Source organism: Mesorhizobium sp. P2_H9, assembly GCF_056403215.1.
In genome coordinates, this window is the sequence record NZ_JBFUFX010000024.1 from 1 (window position 1) to 15,241 (window position 15,241).

Consider the following 15,241-nt stretch of genomic DNA (forward strand, 5'->3'; position numbering starts at 1 on the left):
GTTCGGATGGCTGGTCGACAACTATCCCCGTCTCGCCGACTGGAACGCGTCGGCGCGACGCATCGCTTCGCTGATGATGTCGCTCGACGGGCTGGAGCGCGCGGAACAGAGCGATGCGCTCGGACGCATCAACCGAGGCGAAACCGACGACGGCGCCATCCTCAGCCTCGATAATCTCTCGGTCACGCTCGACGACGGCACCTCCGTGGTCAAGGAAACCGAGGTCGCGATCGAGCCGGGCGAGCGGGTGCTGGTGGCCGGCGAATCCGGCTCGGGGAAGTCGACGCTGGTGCGGGCCGTCGCGGGTCTGTGGCCGTGGGGCGGCGGCAGCGTCAATTTCCACGCCGACAGGCGGCTGTTCATGCTGCCGCAGCGCCCATACATTCCCTCGGGCACGCTTCGCCGCGCCGTCGCCTATCCCGCCGCAGCGGACAACTGGTCGATCAAAGAGATCAAAGCCGCGCTCGACAAGGTGGGCCTCGCCTATCTCGCCGCCAAGATCGAGGAAGACGCGCCATGGGACCAGACCTTGTCGGGCGGGGAGAAGCAGCGGCTGGCCTTCGCGCGTCTGCTGCTGCACACCCCCGATATCGTCGTGCTGGATGAGGCAACCTCGGCACTGGACGAGAAGAGCCAGGACAAGATGATGGAGACTGTCATCCACGAACTGCCCGATGTCACCATCATCAGCGTGGCGCATCGCGCCGAGTTGGAAGCCTTCCACAGCCGCAAGATCACGCTGGAGCGGCGCAAGGGCGGCGCCAAGCTGGTCAGCGATATCGAGCTTGTCCCGAGCAAGGGCAAACGGAACCTGCTCACGCGCGCCTTGTGGGGCTCCGGCGCGCCGAAAGGCAGCATGACCTCGAGCAAAGCGACGCTGTCCCACACAAAAGATTGAAGTATGCCTGGTCGTTCGCCGCCGTCTCACGGCCCGCTGGAGCAGGCAGCCCCCAGTACGGCTCTCACCCTAAGGTCCATCACATCTCACAAATCTGTGGAACGCGTCCGCGCCTCAGGGGTTATATTAGGTCAACCTTGAAAAGGAGGTAGCGATGAGAAAGCTCCTGCTTGCCTCGGTTATCGCCATTGCTTCGGCGGCGGCGATGATCGCCCCCGCCAATGCACGCGACCGTGTCGTGATCGGATTCGGCATCGGCGGCTTCGGGGACAACTACTACCGCAATGACTGTTACGCCTATGGCGACTGCTACGGCGATCGCTATGTCTATCGCCCCTATTACCAATACGATGCCTACGACAATGGCTACAGGCCGCGCTATCATCACCGGCACCACCGTTGCCACATCAAGTACATCAAGCACTGGCGCCATCACCACAAGGTCGTGGAGGTGGTCCGCGTGTGCAGGTATTGACGAACTGATCCGGCCGGCCGGATCGGGTTGGTCGGTCATTTTGGGCCTGGTCACCGCGGCTTGCGCATCAGCATCATGCCGTAGTGCACGGCCAATATGTCGAGGCCGATCTTGAGCAGCTTGGTCACCACGTCGCGCGGCTCGCCGGTCTGCTCGGCCAGGCTTTTTGCCGATTCACCGGCGCAGCAGATTTTCTGCACCACGCCCTCCACCTCCCAATGGCCGAGCGCACGGGTGGCATCGGCATAGGAGCGGCCGGCGGAAAGAATGCGGTCGGCAACGCCGCCACCGAAGCGGCCGCCGTCGACCCGCTCAGTCCAGGTCATCGGCTTGACGCCATCCTGCTGGCTGCTGCGAAAATCCTGGCGGTAGCGTATGCCCGCCTCGCGCTGCTGGCGCGACAGCGAGGTGATGCCGGTCAGCGGGTCGACATTGCGCACGCGTACGATGCCACCGGTCGAGGTGTAGCCGTCATTGGACACCTCATAGACGCGCCGCGCCTCCTCAGTGCCCGCCGCCAGTCGCTTGCGGCCGAAGGCGTCGTCCTTCAGCGCGAAATCATGACCGATCTCCTTGCGGATGCGCACCTGCTCGGCCTCGCCCTTGGGCAGTTTCGGCAGCTTGGGCTTGGCTTTCTGCGCGGTTTTGCGGCTCATTGCGTGGTCCCTTGTGGGTTGGTTGCCTTGAGAAGCTTGGGTTCTGTGAGGCGGCGCTCGCGCGGCTCGATGCAACCGCCCGGCCTTGCCGCGCGTTGTGGGGCGACAGCAAATGAAATCGACAGCGAGGTGTAACCCCGTGGGTACGATGCGAACCGGACGTCCGATCACAGTGAGCTTTGACGGCGAGACCTGGGTGATCGACAGCGTCAACGATGCCGCCGACTTTCTGCAGCGCTGGCCGGTCGACCGGCGCGGCCATGTCTACCGCAGCGCGCTCAACGCCTGCAGTGCGGCGATCGCGGCGCAAATCTCCACAGTCGACGCGCTGAAGGCGTTCACCGGCTTTGCCCGGGTGACCGGGATTCTCGTCGCCAATGACGACCCGGCTATGGTGTTCGAGCCCAGGAGCGTTCAAAGCCGGGTGCCGAAATAGCGTCGACAGCGCTGGCGCCCCCTCATACCGCCTCCGCGACGGGTCGGCAAAAGCGTGCCTGGTGATAGGCGCAGTAACTCTTCAGTGCCCGTGTGCGCAGGCCGCAGCACAACATGTCCGATCCCGGTCGGCTGCCGGGGGCGTCGTTTTCCGGGTCTTCCTCCAGCGTCAAATCGAGCGGCGCGCGGCAGCGGCCGAACAGGCAGTCGATGAAGCGCATGGCAGCAACATGCGGCTGGCGTCTGACGACGAGCAGACGCGGCGCCGGTGGCTTGAGAGCCTCGGGCACCGCGCCTGGCTCGCCCAGGAACAGGCGCGGCGGCAGCCAGGCCGACGGTAGCAACTTGGCTTGCCCCGTCGGCTTTGTCTGCAGACGGGCCAGCCTTGCCGACGCCTCTGGTGATTCATGCCTCGGAGTCTGTTTCGACGGCCCGATCTGCTTTCTGGATTTTCCCGCCTGGGCAGGCCTTGCGTTTTTCCTGGGACGACCGCCGGACCTACCGCCCTTGGGGTTGGCAAAGCCGATCGTCTTCAGTGCCGGGTTGCGGTCGACGATGCCGATGATGGCGTTGCGCGACACCGGGCTGCCGCGCAACGCGGAAAGCCGAGTGGCGATCTTCGAGGCCGACAGGCCGTCCTTCAGCCAGATGGCGATCTCGTGCAGTTCGGTGTCGGTGTAGCTGCTCATGGTCGATACCCATTGGCTGCGCGGCCGCCGGCGGCGCTGGAAACAGTGTCGGGTTCAGTGGAAGCCATGGTCAGCCTCCGATGGGTACCGGTCGGAGGCGCGGCTTCTATCCGCCGAGGCGCAGCATGGCTGCTTCGGCGGCTTGCCGGGTGACGCCGGAAACCGCCCTGCCCGTCAGCCGGTCGAACAGGATGACGGTGCCGTCCTCGGTGCGGATGCAGGAGGTGCACTGCCTGCTTGCTGCCGCGCCCTCTGGCAGGCCGGTCTCGTCAGGAAGCGTGGCCGGAGCCGCGGGGGAAACGGCTCCGGCCGTTCCGGTCGCCTGAGCAGGATCGACCGGATCCGGGACAAGTGCCCCGGGTCTCGTCCAGGCCGGGGAGGAGGACAGCCCGGACGAATGGGTTGAAACGAAGCGCGCGTTCATGCCGGAAGTGATTTTTGGTTCGTTCATGGTTTGTTCGTACAATACGTACGAAAATTACGCAAGAAAAATCGTACACCTTGGACGATAAATTTCAGGCAAAATGTACGAATGCAGGAACCGAAGCACAGATTGCAGCAGGCGCGGGCCGAGGCGGGGTATGCCTCGCCGAGCGATGCCGCGCGCGTGCTGCGCGACATCAACAAGAACACGCTGATCAGCCACGAGAACGGCAACCGACCGCTGTCGCGCAAGGCGGCGGAGAAATACGGCCGCCTGTTCGGCGTCGATCCCGGCTGGCTGCTGTTCAATGGCGATCATGCGGACCGCGGCCACCCTTTCGGCTTCGACGAGGCAGGCACGCCGATCGTCATGCCGATGCCCGCCACCGTCGACGTGCCGATCGTCTCGTGGATCAGCGCCGGCGAGCTCGGCAGCCAGGAAACGGTGGTCAACCTCAGCGACTATCCGACCATCCCCACTGCCGACCTCGAGCAAGGCGAATGGATCGCGCTGCGCGTCGACGGCCCGTCGATGAACAAGATCTCGCCGCCGGATTCGATCATCTTCGTCAATTTGCGGGACAAGCGGCTGGTGACCAATGGCTGTTATGTGATCGCCGACGAAAGCGGCCAGGCCACCTACAAGCGCTACCGTCCCAACGAGAACCCGCCGTTCCAGCCGGCTTCCTACATGAAGATCCCGCCGCCGGAACTGGAAGGCGCCATCACCATCATCGGCCGGGTGAAGCGCTCGATGATCGATATGTAGGGGTGGCTCGCCGCGGGCGGAAATGATCCGCCTGGCTCGAGCCCTGACCTGGTCCTGGTCCAACCAGTGCAATTTCTGCTTGCATTCCGGAACAAAAACAGAACTATAGAGTAGCTGCGGTCGCAGCCGCAGTTACTTCGGGGGGAGAACAGCAATGTCACGCCGGACAGGCGCAGGTGCGCGCCCATTTGTTGTATGGCTGCTGCGCGGGCCGTTGCGGCTGGCGTTGGTCGGGCTGGCGGTGCTTGGCGGTTCGGCGCTCGCGGCAGATAAGGACTATGCCACCTGCTTTAGCGAGGGCAAGGTCGATGCCGACCAGCAGATTGCCGCCTGCACCCCGATCGCCGAGGACGCAACCGAGATTCCCGATCTGCGCGTGCCGGCCTATTTTGTGCGTGGTCTCGCCTACGCCCAAAAGAATGATCTCGACCATGTCATCGCCGATATGAGCGAGGTGATCGCGCTCGATCCGACCTATATGCCCGCCTTTACCAATCGTGCCATAGACTGGGAGAGCAAAGGGGATTTCGATCGAGCCGTCGCCGACTACACCAGCGCAATCGCGCTCACGCCGGACGACGCCAGCCTCTATGTCAATCGCGCAAGGGCGCTCGGCAAGAAAGGCGAGCACGATCGTGCCATTGTCGACTGCGATAAGGCGATCGACATCGACCCCGCCAACGAGATGGCTTACGGCGTGCGGGGCATTGCCTGGAGCGACAAGGGCGACAACGCCAAGGCTGAGGCCGACTTCGACAAGGCCGCCAGTGTGCGCAAAGATCCCGCCACTCCCTACTACGACCGCGCTCTGTCTTGGGCGAGCAAGGGCAAGCGCAAGCACGCGGAGGCCGATTGCAATCATATTGCGAGTATCGATGCGGAAAAGGGGAATGCGTGTACGCGCCAGATCACCGAGGCACTCGGCGAGCCTGGCTCGGATGCTGCCCAAACCCACAATTTCCGCGGGGTGGCGTGGCAGGGCAAAGATGATCATGATCGCGCCATTGCCGAGTTCGACGAGGCGATCAGACTGGATCCGGCAAATTCCACCTTCTACTTCAACCGCGCCAAGAGCTGGGGCTTGAAGAAAGACTATGCCCGCGCTCTTGCCGATCTGGATGAAGCAGTCCGCCGCGACCCAGCCAACGCCCAGGCTTACCGAGTACGCGGCATAACCATGGCCCGGATTGGCAATTCAAAGGAGGCGTTCGCCGACCTCGACAAGGCGATTGCGATCAGCCCCGATGATCCGAAATCGTACTTCATCCGGGCACTTGTCTGGGAGACGAGCGATGCCGACAAAGCAATCACCGATCTGGACAAGGCCATCGCGCTCGATCCGGCCAACGCCGATTACCGGAAGGAAAGGCTAAGCGTTCAACTCGCCAAGCGCAGGGCGAGCCCGCAATCCGCCGACAAGGCGCCGGACCCGGCGCCCAGCCAGGCCGCGAGAGCCGCGGCTCCGGCTGCGCCTGAGACGGTCAAGCCTGCCACGCCTCCCGTAGACGAGCCGCTGCAACTATACCCCAAGGAGGATCATTCCGAGCTCGTTGCCTGGAACCTGAAACAAGGGTTGGAGCAGCAGGTGCAGGGCTACGTCGCCGGCGCGATAGACTCGTTCAGCGCTGCGATCGAACTCGATCCCTACAACGCCGAGGCCTTTTACAACCGGTCGCTTGCCGAGGCGTCTCAGGGGAATTACGCCGTTGCCGCCACCGACTGCCGGCGCGCTATTGTGCTCGACCCGAAGCGGGCGGGCTCATGCAACGAACACACGCCGGGCGAACCGGCCCAATCTGCTGCCGGAGAGAAAAGGGATCCGGCAGCCGCAAAAATCCTGATCGATCGCGCCAATGTGCGGCTGGAAAAACATGGTGTCGAGGGTGCGCTGCTCGATCTCGCCAAGGCCATCAGCCTCGACCCCGACAATGCCGACGCCTATCTTGTGCGCAGCCGCACGCGATCGCTGAAAGGCGACGAGGCCGGGGCAGCGGCGGATTGCCGGCGCGCCATCGAGCTCGATCCGAAGCGAGCGGGCGGCTGCGGGGAGCGGGTTGCCGGCAACGACAGACAGCCGGCCTCGCCGCCAGACAAACAACAGGCAAAGCCGTCGGCTGCCGTTCCGAAGTTGACGGCGACGGAAGACACGCTGGTGGCAAAAGCCCTGGAGGCGAAAGACCCGCGCGCGCTGGAAGCGATCCTGGGCGGCGATGCCTTCCTGGACATGGGCAAGTACGACAAGGCGATCGGCGCGTATGACCAGGCGATCGCGCTCGATCCCAACAACCGCTTCGCCTATTTCGGCCGTGGCAAGGCGTGGGCTGCCAAACGCGACTACAGTCAGGCCATCGCCGACTACGACAAGGCGATCCAGTTCGCCCCCGATTTTGCGGCGGCCTATTCTCGCCGCGGGCTCGCCAAGATCACCTCGATCGACGCCGATGGCGCTCTTGCCGACTGCGACCGCGCCGCGACGCTCGACCCGAAGGCGCGCGACGCATTTTACTGCAAGGGCATGGCCTGGCATGCCAAGGGCAACGCCGGGCGCGCGATCGCCGCCTATTCAGCGGCGATCGCGATCGATGCGAAGGATGACGCAAGCTACTATGGGCGCGGTATGGCGCGGGCCGACCGGCAGGACTATGAGGGCGCCATCGCCGACTTCGACCAGGCGATCAAGCTCGACCGGGGCAATGCCGATTATGCCGTCGGCCGCAAGGCGGCGGAGGCGATGAGGGGCGAAGGCGACACTGCGGCCCCCACCGAACCCGCGGCCACGCAGGACGACGCCAGCAACGCGCAGCCCGACAGCCAGCTTTCCGCCTCCAAGTTGGCAGCGTTGATCCAGGCCACCGATCCGGGCGTTCTGGTCGCGGTCCATAACGGCGATAGCCTGCTGCACGAGGGCAAGTACGACGAGGCCATCAGTGCCTATGCAGAGGCCATCGCGCTCGACCCCGACAGCCCCCTTGCCTATTTTGGTCGCGGCAAGGCCTGGGACGCCAAACACGCCTACGCCCGCGCCATTGCCGATTACGACAAGGTCATCGCAATCATCCCGGATACGGCTTCGCCATATATTCGCCGGGGCCTGGCCAAGGCCGCGGCAGGCGATGCGGAAGGTGGCTTGGCCGACTGCAGCCGGGCCACTGAGCTTGACCCCAAGGCGCGCGACGCATTCTTCTGCACTGGCGCGGCCTGGCACGCCAAGGGCGACATCAGGCGCGCGGTCGAAGCCTATTCGGTGGCAATCGGGATCGATCCGAACGATGCCGCCAGCTACTATGGGCGCGGCATGGCGCGGGCCGACGGCAAGGACTATTCGAATGCCATCGCCGACTTCAACCAGGCCATAAAGCTCAACCCTGGCAATCCTGACTATGCGGTTGCGCGCAAGGCGACGGTTGCCGCGCAAGCAAAAGGCGGTGCCGGATCTGACGCGGTCGGCTCGGACCCGAAAAACCTCAAGGCTTTCATCGATCGCGGCGATGCCTTCTACAAGAAAGGCAAATACGATCGCGCCATCGCCGAATACAGCCGCGCGATCGCGCTCGATCCGCGAAAGGCCTCAGCCTATATCGGGCGGGGCATGTCGCTTGTCGAGAAAGGCAAATATGACGCGGCCATCGACGACTACGACAAGGTCATCGAACTCTATCCCGCCTATCTCGATGCTTACCTCGGCCGCGGCGTCGCGTGGACCAAAAAGAACGAACCGGATCGCGCCATCGAAGATTACAGTCGCGCGATCGAACTCGACGGCAGCTACGCGCCTGTCTATTTCGGGCGGGGCAACGCCTGGTTTGCCAAGGGCAATTTCGACCAGGCGATTGCCGACTACGACCAGGCCCTGAAGCTCGATCCGAAGCTGACGCTTGCCGGCAAAGGTCGCAAGCAAGCGTTGGCGGCAAAGGCGAAAGCGAGTGCTGCAAAGCCAAACCAGACCGGCATTGCAGCGATGAAGCCAGCCAGAACTTCACCGGCCGCAGTGACATTCAAGCTTGGGTGGGCACTGCATGAAAAAGAAGACTATGATGGCGCCATAGCCCAGTACAGCAAAGCGATTGTTCTATATCCCGCATTCCACGATGCGTATCTCGCCCGTGCTCTCGCCTGGGAGGCCAAAAGCGACTACGTCCATGCGGTCGCCGACTACACTCAGGCAATCGCGCTCAATCCGAATATTGCTGAGACTTACTACGACCGCGGCCAGAACCGCAGTTTGCAAGGTGACGATGAAGGGGCGCTTGCGGACTACGGCAAGGCCATCAGTCTCAACACCGCGGACGCAAGGGTCTATTCCGAACGCGGCCTTATATTGATGGGCAAACATGAGGATGATGCGGCGTTGCGCGATTTTGAAAAGGCACTCAGCCTCGATCGCGGGAACCCGTTTGGCTATTTGGGCCGGGGCATTATCCGGACCAGCAAAGCCGATTATGACGGAGCCATCGCCGATCTCAGCCAGGCCATAAAGCTCCAGCCGGATTTCGCCATGGCATACACAGCCCGAAGCAAGGCTTGGGACGCCAAGGGCAATCGCAAACGCGCCGAGGCCGACCGCAAGAAAGCGCGCATCCTCGGGGCAGAGTGAGGCGGAAGCTCTCTGTCGCGTTTCGGCGACATCTCCCTCGAAGGGGAGACCGGCGGCTTCCATGCCGCTACCCCAGACACGCGTTGCTGAAATACCCCTCGAAATCCGGGCGTTCTTTCAGCGCCTTGCCGTCGGCGTCGCGCAGGATGCCGGCGGTGAAGAGGTAGGCTCCCATCGCCTCGATCTTGGCCTTGTCGATGGTGCCGATGACGCCGCTTTGGCTGCGCAGGAAGTGGCCGTCGACCAGCATCTTCAGCGAAGCGTGGATCAGCGCCGGATCGGTCAGGGCGTCCTTGTTGGACGCTATCAGCAGGTCGCCGGCTTCCTGCGGGTGGTCGACGGCGAACTGATACCCGCGCAGCGTTGCCTCGATGAAGGCAGAAGCCGCCTTCGGGTTCGCTGAAAGAAATGCATCGCTGGAGGCGATGAAGGTTGTGTGCTCGTCGGGCACGCCGTAGTCGGCATAGCGGAAGGTGCGCTGCTTGACGCCTTGCAGCTCGGCCTGGACACCTTCCCAGGTCGCGACCTCCAGCGTGAAATCGACCGAGCCGTTGGCCAGCGCCTCATAGGCGGAGGTGCCGAGCGTCACCGTCTCGAAATTGCCCTTGCCGCCGTCATGGCGGATCATGGTCGAGATCAGCGTGTTTTCCCAGGCGCTGCCGAAGCCGCCATAGGTCAGGCCGTCGAGGTTTTTCGGGCTCTTGATGTCGCTGCGCGCGGCATTGAACACAAGCCGGCCGGTCTCGGCCTGGACCACGGCATAGACCGCCTTGAGATCGGCGCCGGCGGCGCGCTGGGTGAAGAAGCCGGCACCGGCGATGCCGAAATCGGCGATGTGGTTGGCGACCAGCGTGCCAGCGCCGGTATCGCCATAGGGCAGGATTTCAGCCTGCAGCCCGGCCTCGGCATAAAAACCTTTGTCGCGGGCGACGAACAGGCCGATGTGGTTGGTGTTGACGGTCCAGTCGAGCGCGACGGTGACTTTTTGCGGCGCCGCGAAAGCGCGTGAGGGCAGTCCGGCGACGAGCGTCAGCAGCAGGGCCTGGCGGCGTGTCAGTGAAATCATGGTCATTCTCCTTGTGCAGGGTTGAGAAGCGTGTCGAGGATTTCGGCTTCGAGGGCAGCAGTGTCCGCGCCAGAGCCGCGCGGCGGCACCTTGATTTCGCGCACGATGCGGGCCGGGCGGGCCGACAGCACATAGATGCGGTCGGACAGGAACACCGCCTCGCGCACGTCATGAGTGATCAGCAGCGCCGTCCAGCGGTGGCGCCGCCACATGGCCTCCAGCCAGCGCTGCATGGCCGCGCGGGTCAGCGCGTCAAGCGCGCCGAACGGCTCGTCGAGCAAAAGCATGTCGCGCTCCTGCACCACGGTGCGCAAAAGGGCGGCGCGCTGGCGCATGCCGCCGGACAGTTCGGAGGGATAATGCCGCTCGAAGCCGGCGAGGCCGAATTCGGCAAACAGCGGTGCGACGCGGGCGCGGGCGGCCTTGCGCCCGACGCCCTGCACCTCAAGGCCGAGCGTGGTGTTGTCGAGGATGCGCCGCCATGGCATCAGCGCGTCGCGCTGCGGCATGAAGGCAAAATGGCGGCCATGGTCGTCGAGCGGCGCGCCGTCGAAGATCATCTCGCCCTCGCCTTTCAGCGCACCGGTCAGCAGCTGAAAGATCGTCGATTTTCCGGCGCCGGACGGCCCGAGAATGGAGACGAATTCGCCGGCGCACACGCTGAGCGAAATGTCGGCGAGCACATCGAGGTCGCCGAAGCGCTTCTTGACGTGGCGCAATTCGAGCCGGGTCATAGTCCTGCCCCGGCGCGTTCCTGTCCAGCCCGCTCCCACGGCATGACCAGCCGCTGGATCAACACCGTTGCGCCGAACAGGAGCAGCGTCAGCCCTGCGCTGACGGCGACGGCAGCCAGCACCAGATCGGGGCGGAAATTGTTCTTGGCGTTGAGCATGTAGATGCCCAACCCTTTTGCCGCGCCGGCATATTCGGCGAAGATGGCGCCGACCACAGCATAGGTGATGGAGATGCGCAGACCGGCGAAGAAATAGGGCAGCGCCGAGGGCAGCCGCGCCGAGAGGAAGACGCGCCAGCGCCCTGCCCCCATGGCGCGCAGCATCTGGCCGATCTCTTGCTCGGTGGCGTCATAGCCCTTGGCCAACGCCACCAGCATCGGAAAGAAGGTGACCAGCGCGACCAGAACGATCTTGGGCATCAGGCCGAAGCCGAACCACAGCACCACCAGCGGCGCGATGGCGATGAGCGGTAAGGTCTGGCTGACGATGAGGACCGGAAACAGCGCGCGCCGAAGTGGCGGCGAGAAATCGATGAGCATCGACAGCACGAAGGCGGCGCTGAGCGAACAGGCAAAGCCGAAAAGCGTGGCGCGGATGGTGGGGATGGCATTCTCCACCAGCGCGTCGCGGTTCAGCAGCGCCTGTTCCAGCACACGCGACGGCGCCGGCAATATCGTCGGTTTGATGCCGGAGAACCGGGCATACGTCTCCCACGCCAGCAGCAAAAGGCCGACCGAGGCGATTGCTGGCGCTGCCTTTGCGATGGCGGCGATGAAGCCCGCGAGCGGGCGCGAAGGGGCGGATGGGACCACTGAAATAACCTTTGACGGACGGGCGCGACAGGAGCGCGCAAAAAGCTCAGACAGCGGACGGGCTGTTGGCCGATATCGTGACGTCGAGGGTTACGTGGCCGGCGCCCGGCCCGAAGCGGCAGAAGGCCTCGTTCAGCGCCGCAAACACCGGGCCGGCATCGCCGCGCAATTTGGTGCAGAAGTTTTTCGAGCGGTCGTAGACGCCGGACTGTTTGAGGAAGTCGATGCAGCCGTAGATCTCGTCCATGTGATCGTCGGTGCCCATCACATAGAGCGAGAATTGCGCCGCCGTCGGCTGCCCGGTGGCGCCGGCCTTGCGCACCGCGGCAATGGCGGCGTCCTTGCGGGGGGCGAGTGGTCCGGCAGGCCCGCTGAGCGCATCGGTGCGGCAGATCGGATCGTCCGGCTCGCCCGGGCAGCCGCGCGAGATCGCCGCCGACAGCACGCAATGCTGGCCGCTTGCCGCTGCCGCCACGAACAGGTCGCGCATCGCCGGGAACAGCACTTCGGGCGGCCCGACCAGCAAGGTCGAGATGTCGTCGGTCTCGATCCTGAGCCTGTCGCGCCAGGGATCGAGCGCGCCGAGCGCGCCAAGGATAACGCCGACGAAATCGTCGGCCATGGGATAAAGGGAAATCTGTGCGCCAGAAAACATCGCCCGCCTCGCTCCGCTGGTATTACCCAGATCAGCTTCTAGGGTCTGTGGGCTTGCCGCCCCCGTCTCAGCCCCGACCGTACGGAGCACCCCTGTGGATTGGCGCGTTAAAGCACTGTTCGAAGGATTGCGGAAGGGGGTTTTTTCGACACGTGGCGGGAAAGCGTTGCGCCAGCTCGCTGCCACAACGTGTCAAAGGAGCCGATTTCGTACAAAATGTATTGACCGTCATTCGTACATAAAGTACTATTGCCAACCCATGGGAGATCCGGATGAGCACCGCAAACCACGCCGGCTTCGCCGATCTCTCCCGCCCGCTCATCTCGACAGCATCGATCGAACATCGCGAGCGTCTGGCCGGCGCATGGCGCATGGCCAGCCAGGACATCGCCGACGACATCCGCTTCATCCGCCAGTATCTGAAAGTCATTGCCGAGAAAGAGGAGAGGCTGTCGTCAGGCACCCTCGTGCACAGCCGCGTTTACACCGAGGCCTGCGCCGGCTGGCTGCCACAGACGGTGGCGCGCTATTTGCGCAATCTACGCCAGATCACCGAATGCGAGTTGGCGATGACGGCGGCCGGCATCCGCTTTGCGCTCTCCAGCTATGCCTGGGACGCGTGAGGGGCGCCCTTCCGGCCCGCTAATCTCGCCGAGCCCGTCCCGCGGTCGTCGACTGTCTCCCGACGACGCCTTCGCGGCTGCTCGGCGCGCGGGCGCGGCTCCAAGCCGAGGCAGAACGCGCCTCACCGCATCATGGGTGAGAGGCGGTTAGCCCTTGCCTGATTTGGGTTTGGCCGCCTTGGCGGCGGCTGCCGGCTTCGGCGCCGCTTTGGGCTTGCTGACTTTGGCGGCAGCAGGCTTCTTTGCGGCCGGCTTGGCTTTCGGCTTGGCAGCCGCGCCGTCTATTTCGGCCGTGGCCTGGTCCCAATGCTGCTGATGCGCGCCTTCGGGCCGGCCCGCCTTTTCCCAGATCGCGTGCGCCCGTTGGCGAATGCGTTCATGCCTGTCGTCCGTCACTCCTGCCTCCATCGGTTCGATTCGAATCCCGTGAGCAGGCACTGTTTTAGCTGAAATTTCGAGCGCCGTCTTTGGTGTCAACGCGAAGGCATCATATCCATCGGCAGTCAGGTCCTGTCGGACAACACCGCAACGCCAAGGAGCGCCGCCTTCTTGGTGATCAGGGCTTCCAGATCCGCATCCGAGCGCTCGGTTCCGGTGCGCTCCCGCACCATTGCAATCACTGTCCTCATCGACAACAGCGCACTGCTCCGCTCGGCGAGCAGTTTGTCGACGGATTTGGCCACATCGGGCGACTCGGCATGCCGCAACATGAGGGGCTCCTTCCATATCCCCAGCTGGCACTGCCCTGCCTGCCGCCCCCGTTCGGGGACGACAGGGAAGGCAAGCGTCAGTCGATGACCTCTACGATCTTGTGGGTGGCAGGGTCGACCAGAACGGTATGGTCGCCGACGACAGCGTATCTGTACTGAACGTCGGGAACCTCGATCGGCTGAAGTTCGACGGTGTCAGGCAGAGTGGAGCCGACATTCAGTTCGACGCCGAGGAGATTGATCGAAGCCAATGGGTGCTTGTGCACATATTCGCGAATGACCGTCTGCTGTTGGGGCGAAACGACCACCACGTCTTCGGCTACGGCAACGCCAATGCCAGCCAGCAGAGCCAGGCCGGCAGCGGCAGGAATCAGAAGGTTTTTCATCGTTCTCTCCTGTTGTTTGCAAGCTTCGCCCTGCCCCGCCTGATGCGAGGACTTTCATGGTTCGAGATGGCGAGCTCTATAGGGGGCAAACGTCGGGGGAAGCCTGTTGTTCCCTGAGAAATGGCTAATTGATCGGGGACTCATTGATCCGGGGAACCGCATGGCGCTGTTGCGCATTGAAGGCGCTGCAACGCTTTCCGGGAGGTCTTCGACATGGATGAAATGCTGTTTCACGCGCCTGTGGCCATCGCTGTGGGGGCTGGCTTCAAACGCGACATCGCCTCACTGGCGCAGATGCAGAATTTCCTGAAGGAATGGCCGCCGGCGCGGCGCGGTGCGATCCATGCCACTGCGCTGAAGGCATGCGACGCGGCGCGCGCCGGTCATCTCAGCGCCGACCAGGCGCGCCGAGCGTTCATCGGCTTTGCCGAAGCCGCCGGCATTCTGTGGACCGGCGTCGACCCGGTGACCGCGCTTCGCGAGGCAAAGTTAGCCAGGAACGCGCGCAGTGGCACCAGCAACAGCCAGGAGAATTGACGCCCGTCCGACCTCGGGGCAGCGCTTACTGCTTCGGAGGCTGCTGCGCCGGCACCTCGCCGGGTTTGATCACCGGCGTCTTGCCTTCGTCGGGCGGCGTGATGACGCCCTGGTCGCCGGTGGGCGGCGGCTGCAACACGCCATCGCAAGGATCGAGTGTCTCGGACAGGCTTTCGTTGTTGGACTTCGTCTGCCCGTTCCGGTCTTGCGGCTGAGCCTGGCAAGGCGTGGATGGGGCGGGCGCTTGACCGGTCTGACCGTTTGTCTCCGCGGCCGCCGGGCCTGCCAGCGTCGCCATCAGCAAACAGGGCAAGAGAGCGAGTGTCTTCATGTCCGGCTCCTTTCAAGCTCAAGTCATGTCCTTGCAAAGCAGATTGGCGCCTATTGGTTCCCCGCGTGCGGGACGCGACTCGCGTCGAACGGAGCCGGCGGCATAGTCATGAGTTCAACATCGGAGACTTGTTTCAAAGACAGGGAAGCCAACGATGGAACCGCGCGGAAAGCCACGAAGCAACGACGAGGTTGAAGCTCCGACACGGGAGCAGCAGGACTGGGACGCCATCAAAGGTGCGAAAATCCTGCCTGACATTGCGGAGGAAGACGGCATCGAGAAGGACCGCGAATTGCCTGACGAGGACGACGACGATGCCTATCAGGACAGCGATGACGCCCTGCCCGACGACGCCGAGGAGGCCGCCATGAAGCGCGATCCTGCCAGGCGTGGCGGTCCTTTCGACGAAGTCTAAGCGGAAGTAGTGGTTCTGACAATTTTACGCGTA

The 15,241-nt window shown here is 63.8% G+C and carries 19 protein-coding genes and 1 riboswitch; of the genes, 8 read left to right on the plus strand and 11 right to left on the minus strand.

The window, feature by feature from the left end:
• On the plus strand, positions 1-898 hold an 898-nt coding region (locus AC1DXN_RS30130), incomplete at its 5' end, for an ATP-binding cassette domain-containing protein (protein ID WP_477421784.1).
• A 154-nt stretch (positions 899-1,052) separates the two neighbouring features.
• Entirely contained in the window at positions 1,053-1,373 is a 321-nt protein-coding gene (locus tag AC1DXN_RS30135; protein ID WP_477242097.1) for a hypothetical protein, read from the plus strand.
• Between the two features lie 50 nt (positions 1,374-1,423).
• On the opposite strand, the gene AC1DXN_RS30140 is transcribed toward AC1DXN_RS30135, so the two are convergent.
• The gene (locus AC1DXN_RS30140) at positions 1,424-2,029 is read right to left on the minus strand and encodes a DUF6456 domain-containing protein (protein ID WP_477278257.1); all 606 of its coding nucleotides are present in this window, start codon (positions 2,027-2,029) and stop codon (positions 1,424-1,426) included.
• A 148-nt stretch (positions 2,030-2,177) separates the two neighbouring features.
• Between AC1DXN_RS30140 and AC1DXN_RS30145 the strand changes: the two genes are divergently transcribed.
• Entirely contained in the window at positions 2,178-2,465 is a 288-nt protein-coding gene (locus tag AC1DXN_RS30145) for a DUF982 domain-containing protein (RefSeq protein WP_477278304.1), read from the plus strand.
• Between the two features lie 22 nt (positions 2,466-2,487).
• Here AC1DXN_RS30145 and AC1DXN_RS30150 read toward each other — a convergent pair whose 3' ends face one another.
• The gene (locus AC1DXN_RS30150; RefSeq protein WP_477278259.1) at positions 2,488-3,153 is read right to left on the minus strand and encodes a GcrA cell cycle regulator; all 666 of its coding nucleotides are present in this window, start codon (positions 3,151-3,153) and stop codon (positions 2,488-2,490) included.
• Between the two features lie 106 nt (positions 3,154-3,259).
• Positions 3,260-3,604: a hypothetical protein gene (locus tag AC1DXN_RS30155; RefSeq protein ID WP_477278261.1), complete on the minus strand. Its 345-nt coding sequence runs from the start codon at positions 3,602-3,604 to the stop codon at positions 3,260-3,262.
• 81 nt (positions 3,605-3,685) lie between these two features.
• Between AC1DXN_RS30155 and AC1DXN_RS30160 the strand changes: the two genes are divergently transcribed.
• Both AC1DXN_RS30160 and AC1DXN_RS30165 read left to right on the plus strand, forming a co-directional pair.
• A complete protein-coding gene (locus tag AC1DXN_RS30160; RefSeq protein WP_477278263.1) occupies positions 3,686-4,345 on the plus strand; it encodes a LexA family transcriptional regulator in 660 nt (219 codons plus the stop codon).
• A 154-nt stretch (positions 4,346-4,499) separates the two neighbouring features.
• Positions 4,500-8,939 carry a tetratricopeptide repeat protein gene (locus tag AC1DXN_RS30165; protein ID WP_477278265.1) on the plus strand — a complete coding sequence of 1,480 codons (4,440 nt, stop codon included), beginning with the start codon at positions 4,500-4,502 and terminating at the stop codon, positions 8,937-8,939.
• A 67-nt stretch (positions 8,940-9,006) separates the two neighbouring features.
• Here the strand turns inward: AC1DXN_RS30165 and AC1DXN_RS30170 are convergent, their stop codons facing one another.
• The 4 genes from AC1DXN_RS30170 to AC1DXN_RS30185 form a co-directional block, all read right to left on the minus strand.
• A complete protein-coding gene (locus AC1DXN_RS30170; protein ID WP_477278267.1) occupies positions 9,007-10,005 on the minus strand; it encodes an ABC transporter substrate-binding protein in 999 nt (332 codons plus the stop codon).
• 2 nt (positions 10,006-10,007) lie between these two features.
• Positions 10,008-10,739, minus strand: coding sequence for an ABC transporter ATP-binding protein (locus AC1DXN_RS30175; RefSeq protein WP_477278269.1), 732 nt, complete (start codon positions 10,737-10,739; stop codon positions 10,008-10,010).
• On the minus strand, positions 10,736-11,551 hold the full coding sequence (locus tag AC1DXN_RS30180) for an ABC transporter permease (RefSeq protein WP_477278271.1): 816 nt from the start codon (positions 11,549-11,551) through the stop codon (positions 10,736-10,738). The genes AC1DXN_RS30175 and AC1DXN_RS30180 overlap by 4 nt, the downstream gene beginning before the upstream one ends.
• 46 nt (positions 11,552-11,597) lie before the next feature.
• On the minus strand, positions 11,598-12,206 hold the full coding sequence (locus AC1DXN_RS30185; protein WP_477278273.1) for a YkoF family thiamine/hydroxymethylpyrimidine-binding protein: 609 nt from the start codon (positions 12,204-12,206) through the stop codon (positions 11,598-11,600).
• Positions 12,197-12,310, minus strand: a riboswitch (TPP riboswitch). It overlaps the preceding gene by 10 nt.
• A gap of 168 nt (positions 12,311-12,478) precedes the next feature.
• Between AC1DXN_RS30185 and AC1DXN_RS30190 the strand changes: the two genes are divergently transcribed.
• Positions 12,479-12,829 carry a hypothetical protein gene (locus tag AC1DXN_RS30190; RefSeq protein ID WP_477242078.1) on the plus strand — a complete coding sequence of 117 codons (351 nt, stop codon included), beginning with the start codon at positions 12,479-12,481 and terminating at the stop codon, positions 12,827-12,829.
• Between the two features lie 147 nt (positions 12,830-12,976).
• Here AC1DXN_RS30190 and AC1DXN_RS30195 read toward each other — a convergent pair whose 3' ends face one another.
• The 3 genes from AC1DXN_RS30195 to AC1DXN_RS30205 all read right to left on the minus strand — a co-directional run bounded on the left by AC1DXN_RS30195 (position 12,977) and on the right by AC1DXN_RS30205 (position 13,925).
• Positions 12,977-13,225, minus strand: a complete 249-nt coding sequence (locus AC1DXN_RS30195) for a DUF2934 domain-containing protein (protein WP_477242076.1) — start codon at positions 13,223-13,225, stop codon at positions 12,977-12,979.
• A 107-nt stretch (positions 13,226-13,332) separates the two neighbouring features.
• Positions 13,333-13,539: a hypothetical protein gene (locus tag AC1DXN_RS30200; protein WP_477242074.1), complete on the minus strand. Its 207-nt coding sequence runs from the start codon at positions 13,537-13,539 to the stop codon at positions 13,333-13,335.
• Positions 13,540-13,616: 77 nt separating this feature from the next.
• Positions 13,617-13,925: a DUF1236 domain-containing protein gene (locus AC1DXN_RS30205; protein ID WP_477278275.1), complete on the minus strand. Its 309-nt coding sequence runs from the start codon at positions 13,923-13,925 to the stop codon at positions 13,617-13,619.
• A gap of 213 nt (positions 13,926-14,138) precedes the next feature.
• On the opposite strand from AC1DXN_RS30205, the gene AC1DXN_RS30210 reads away from it, so the two are divergent.
• Positions 14,139-14,462 carry a DUF982 domain-containing protein gene (locus AC1DXN_RS30210; protein ID WP_477278277.1) on the plus strand — a complete coding sequence of 108 codons (324 nt, stop codon included), beginning with the start codon at positions 14,139-14,141 and terminating at the stop codon, positions 14,460-14,462.
• Between the two features lie 25 nt (positions 14,463-14,487).
• Here the strand turns inward: AC1DXN_RS30210 and AC1DXN_RS30215 are convergent, their stop codons facing one another.
• Entirely contained in the window at positions 14,488-14,793 is a 306-nt protein-coding gene (locus AC1DXN_RS30215) for a hypothetical protein (RefSeq protein WP_477278279.1), read from the minus strand.
• 154 nt (positions 14,794-14,947) lie between these two features.
• Between AC1DXN_RS30215 and AC1DXN_RS30220 the strand changes: the two genes are divergently transcribed.
• Positions 14,948-15,208: a hypothetical protein gene (locus AC1DXN_RS30220; RefSeq protein WP_477278280.1), complete on the plus strand. Its 261-nt coding sequence runs from the start codon at positions 14,948-14,950 to the stop codon at positions 15,206-15,208.
• Positions 15,209-15,241: the final 33 nt, after the last annotated feature.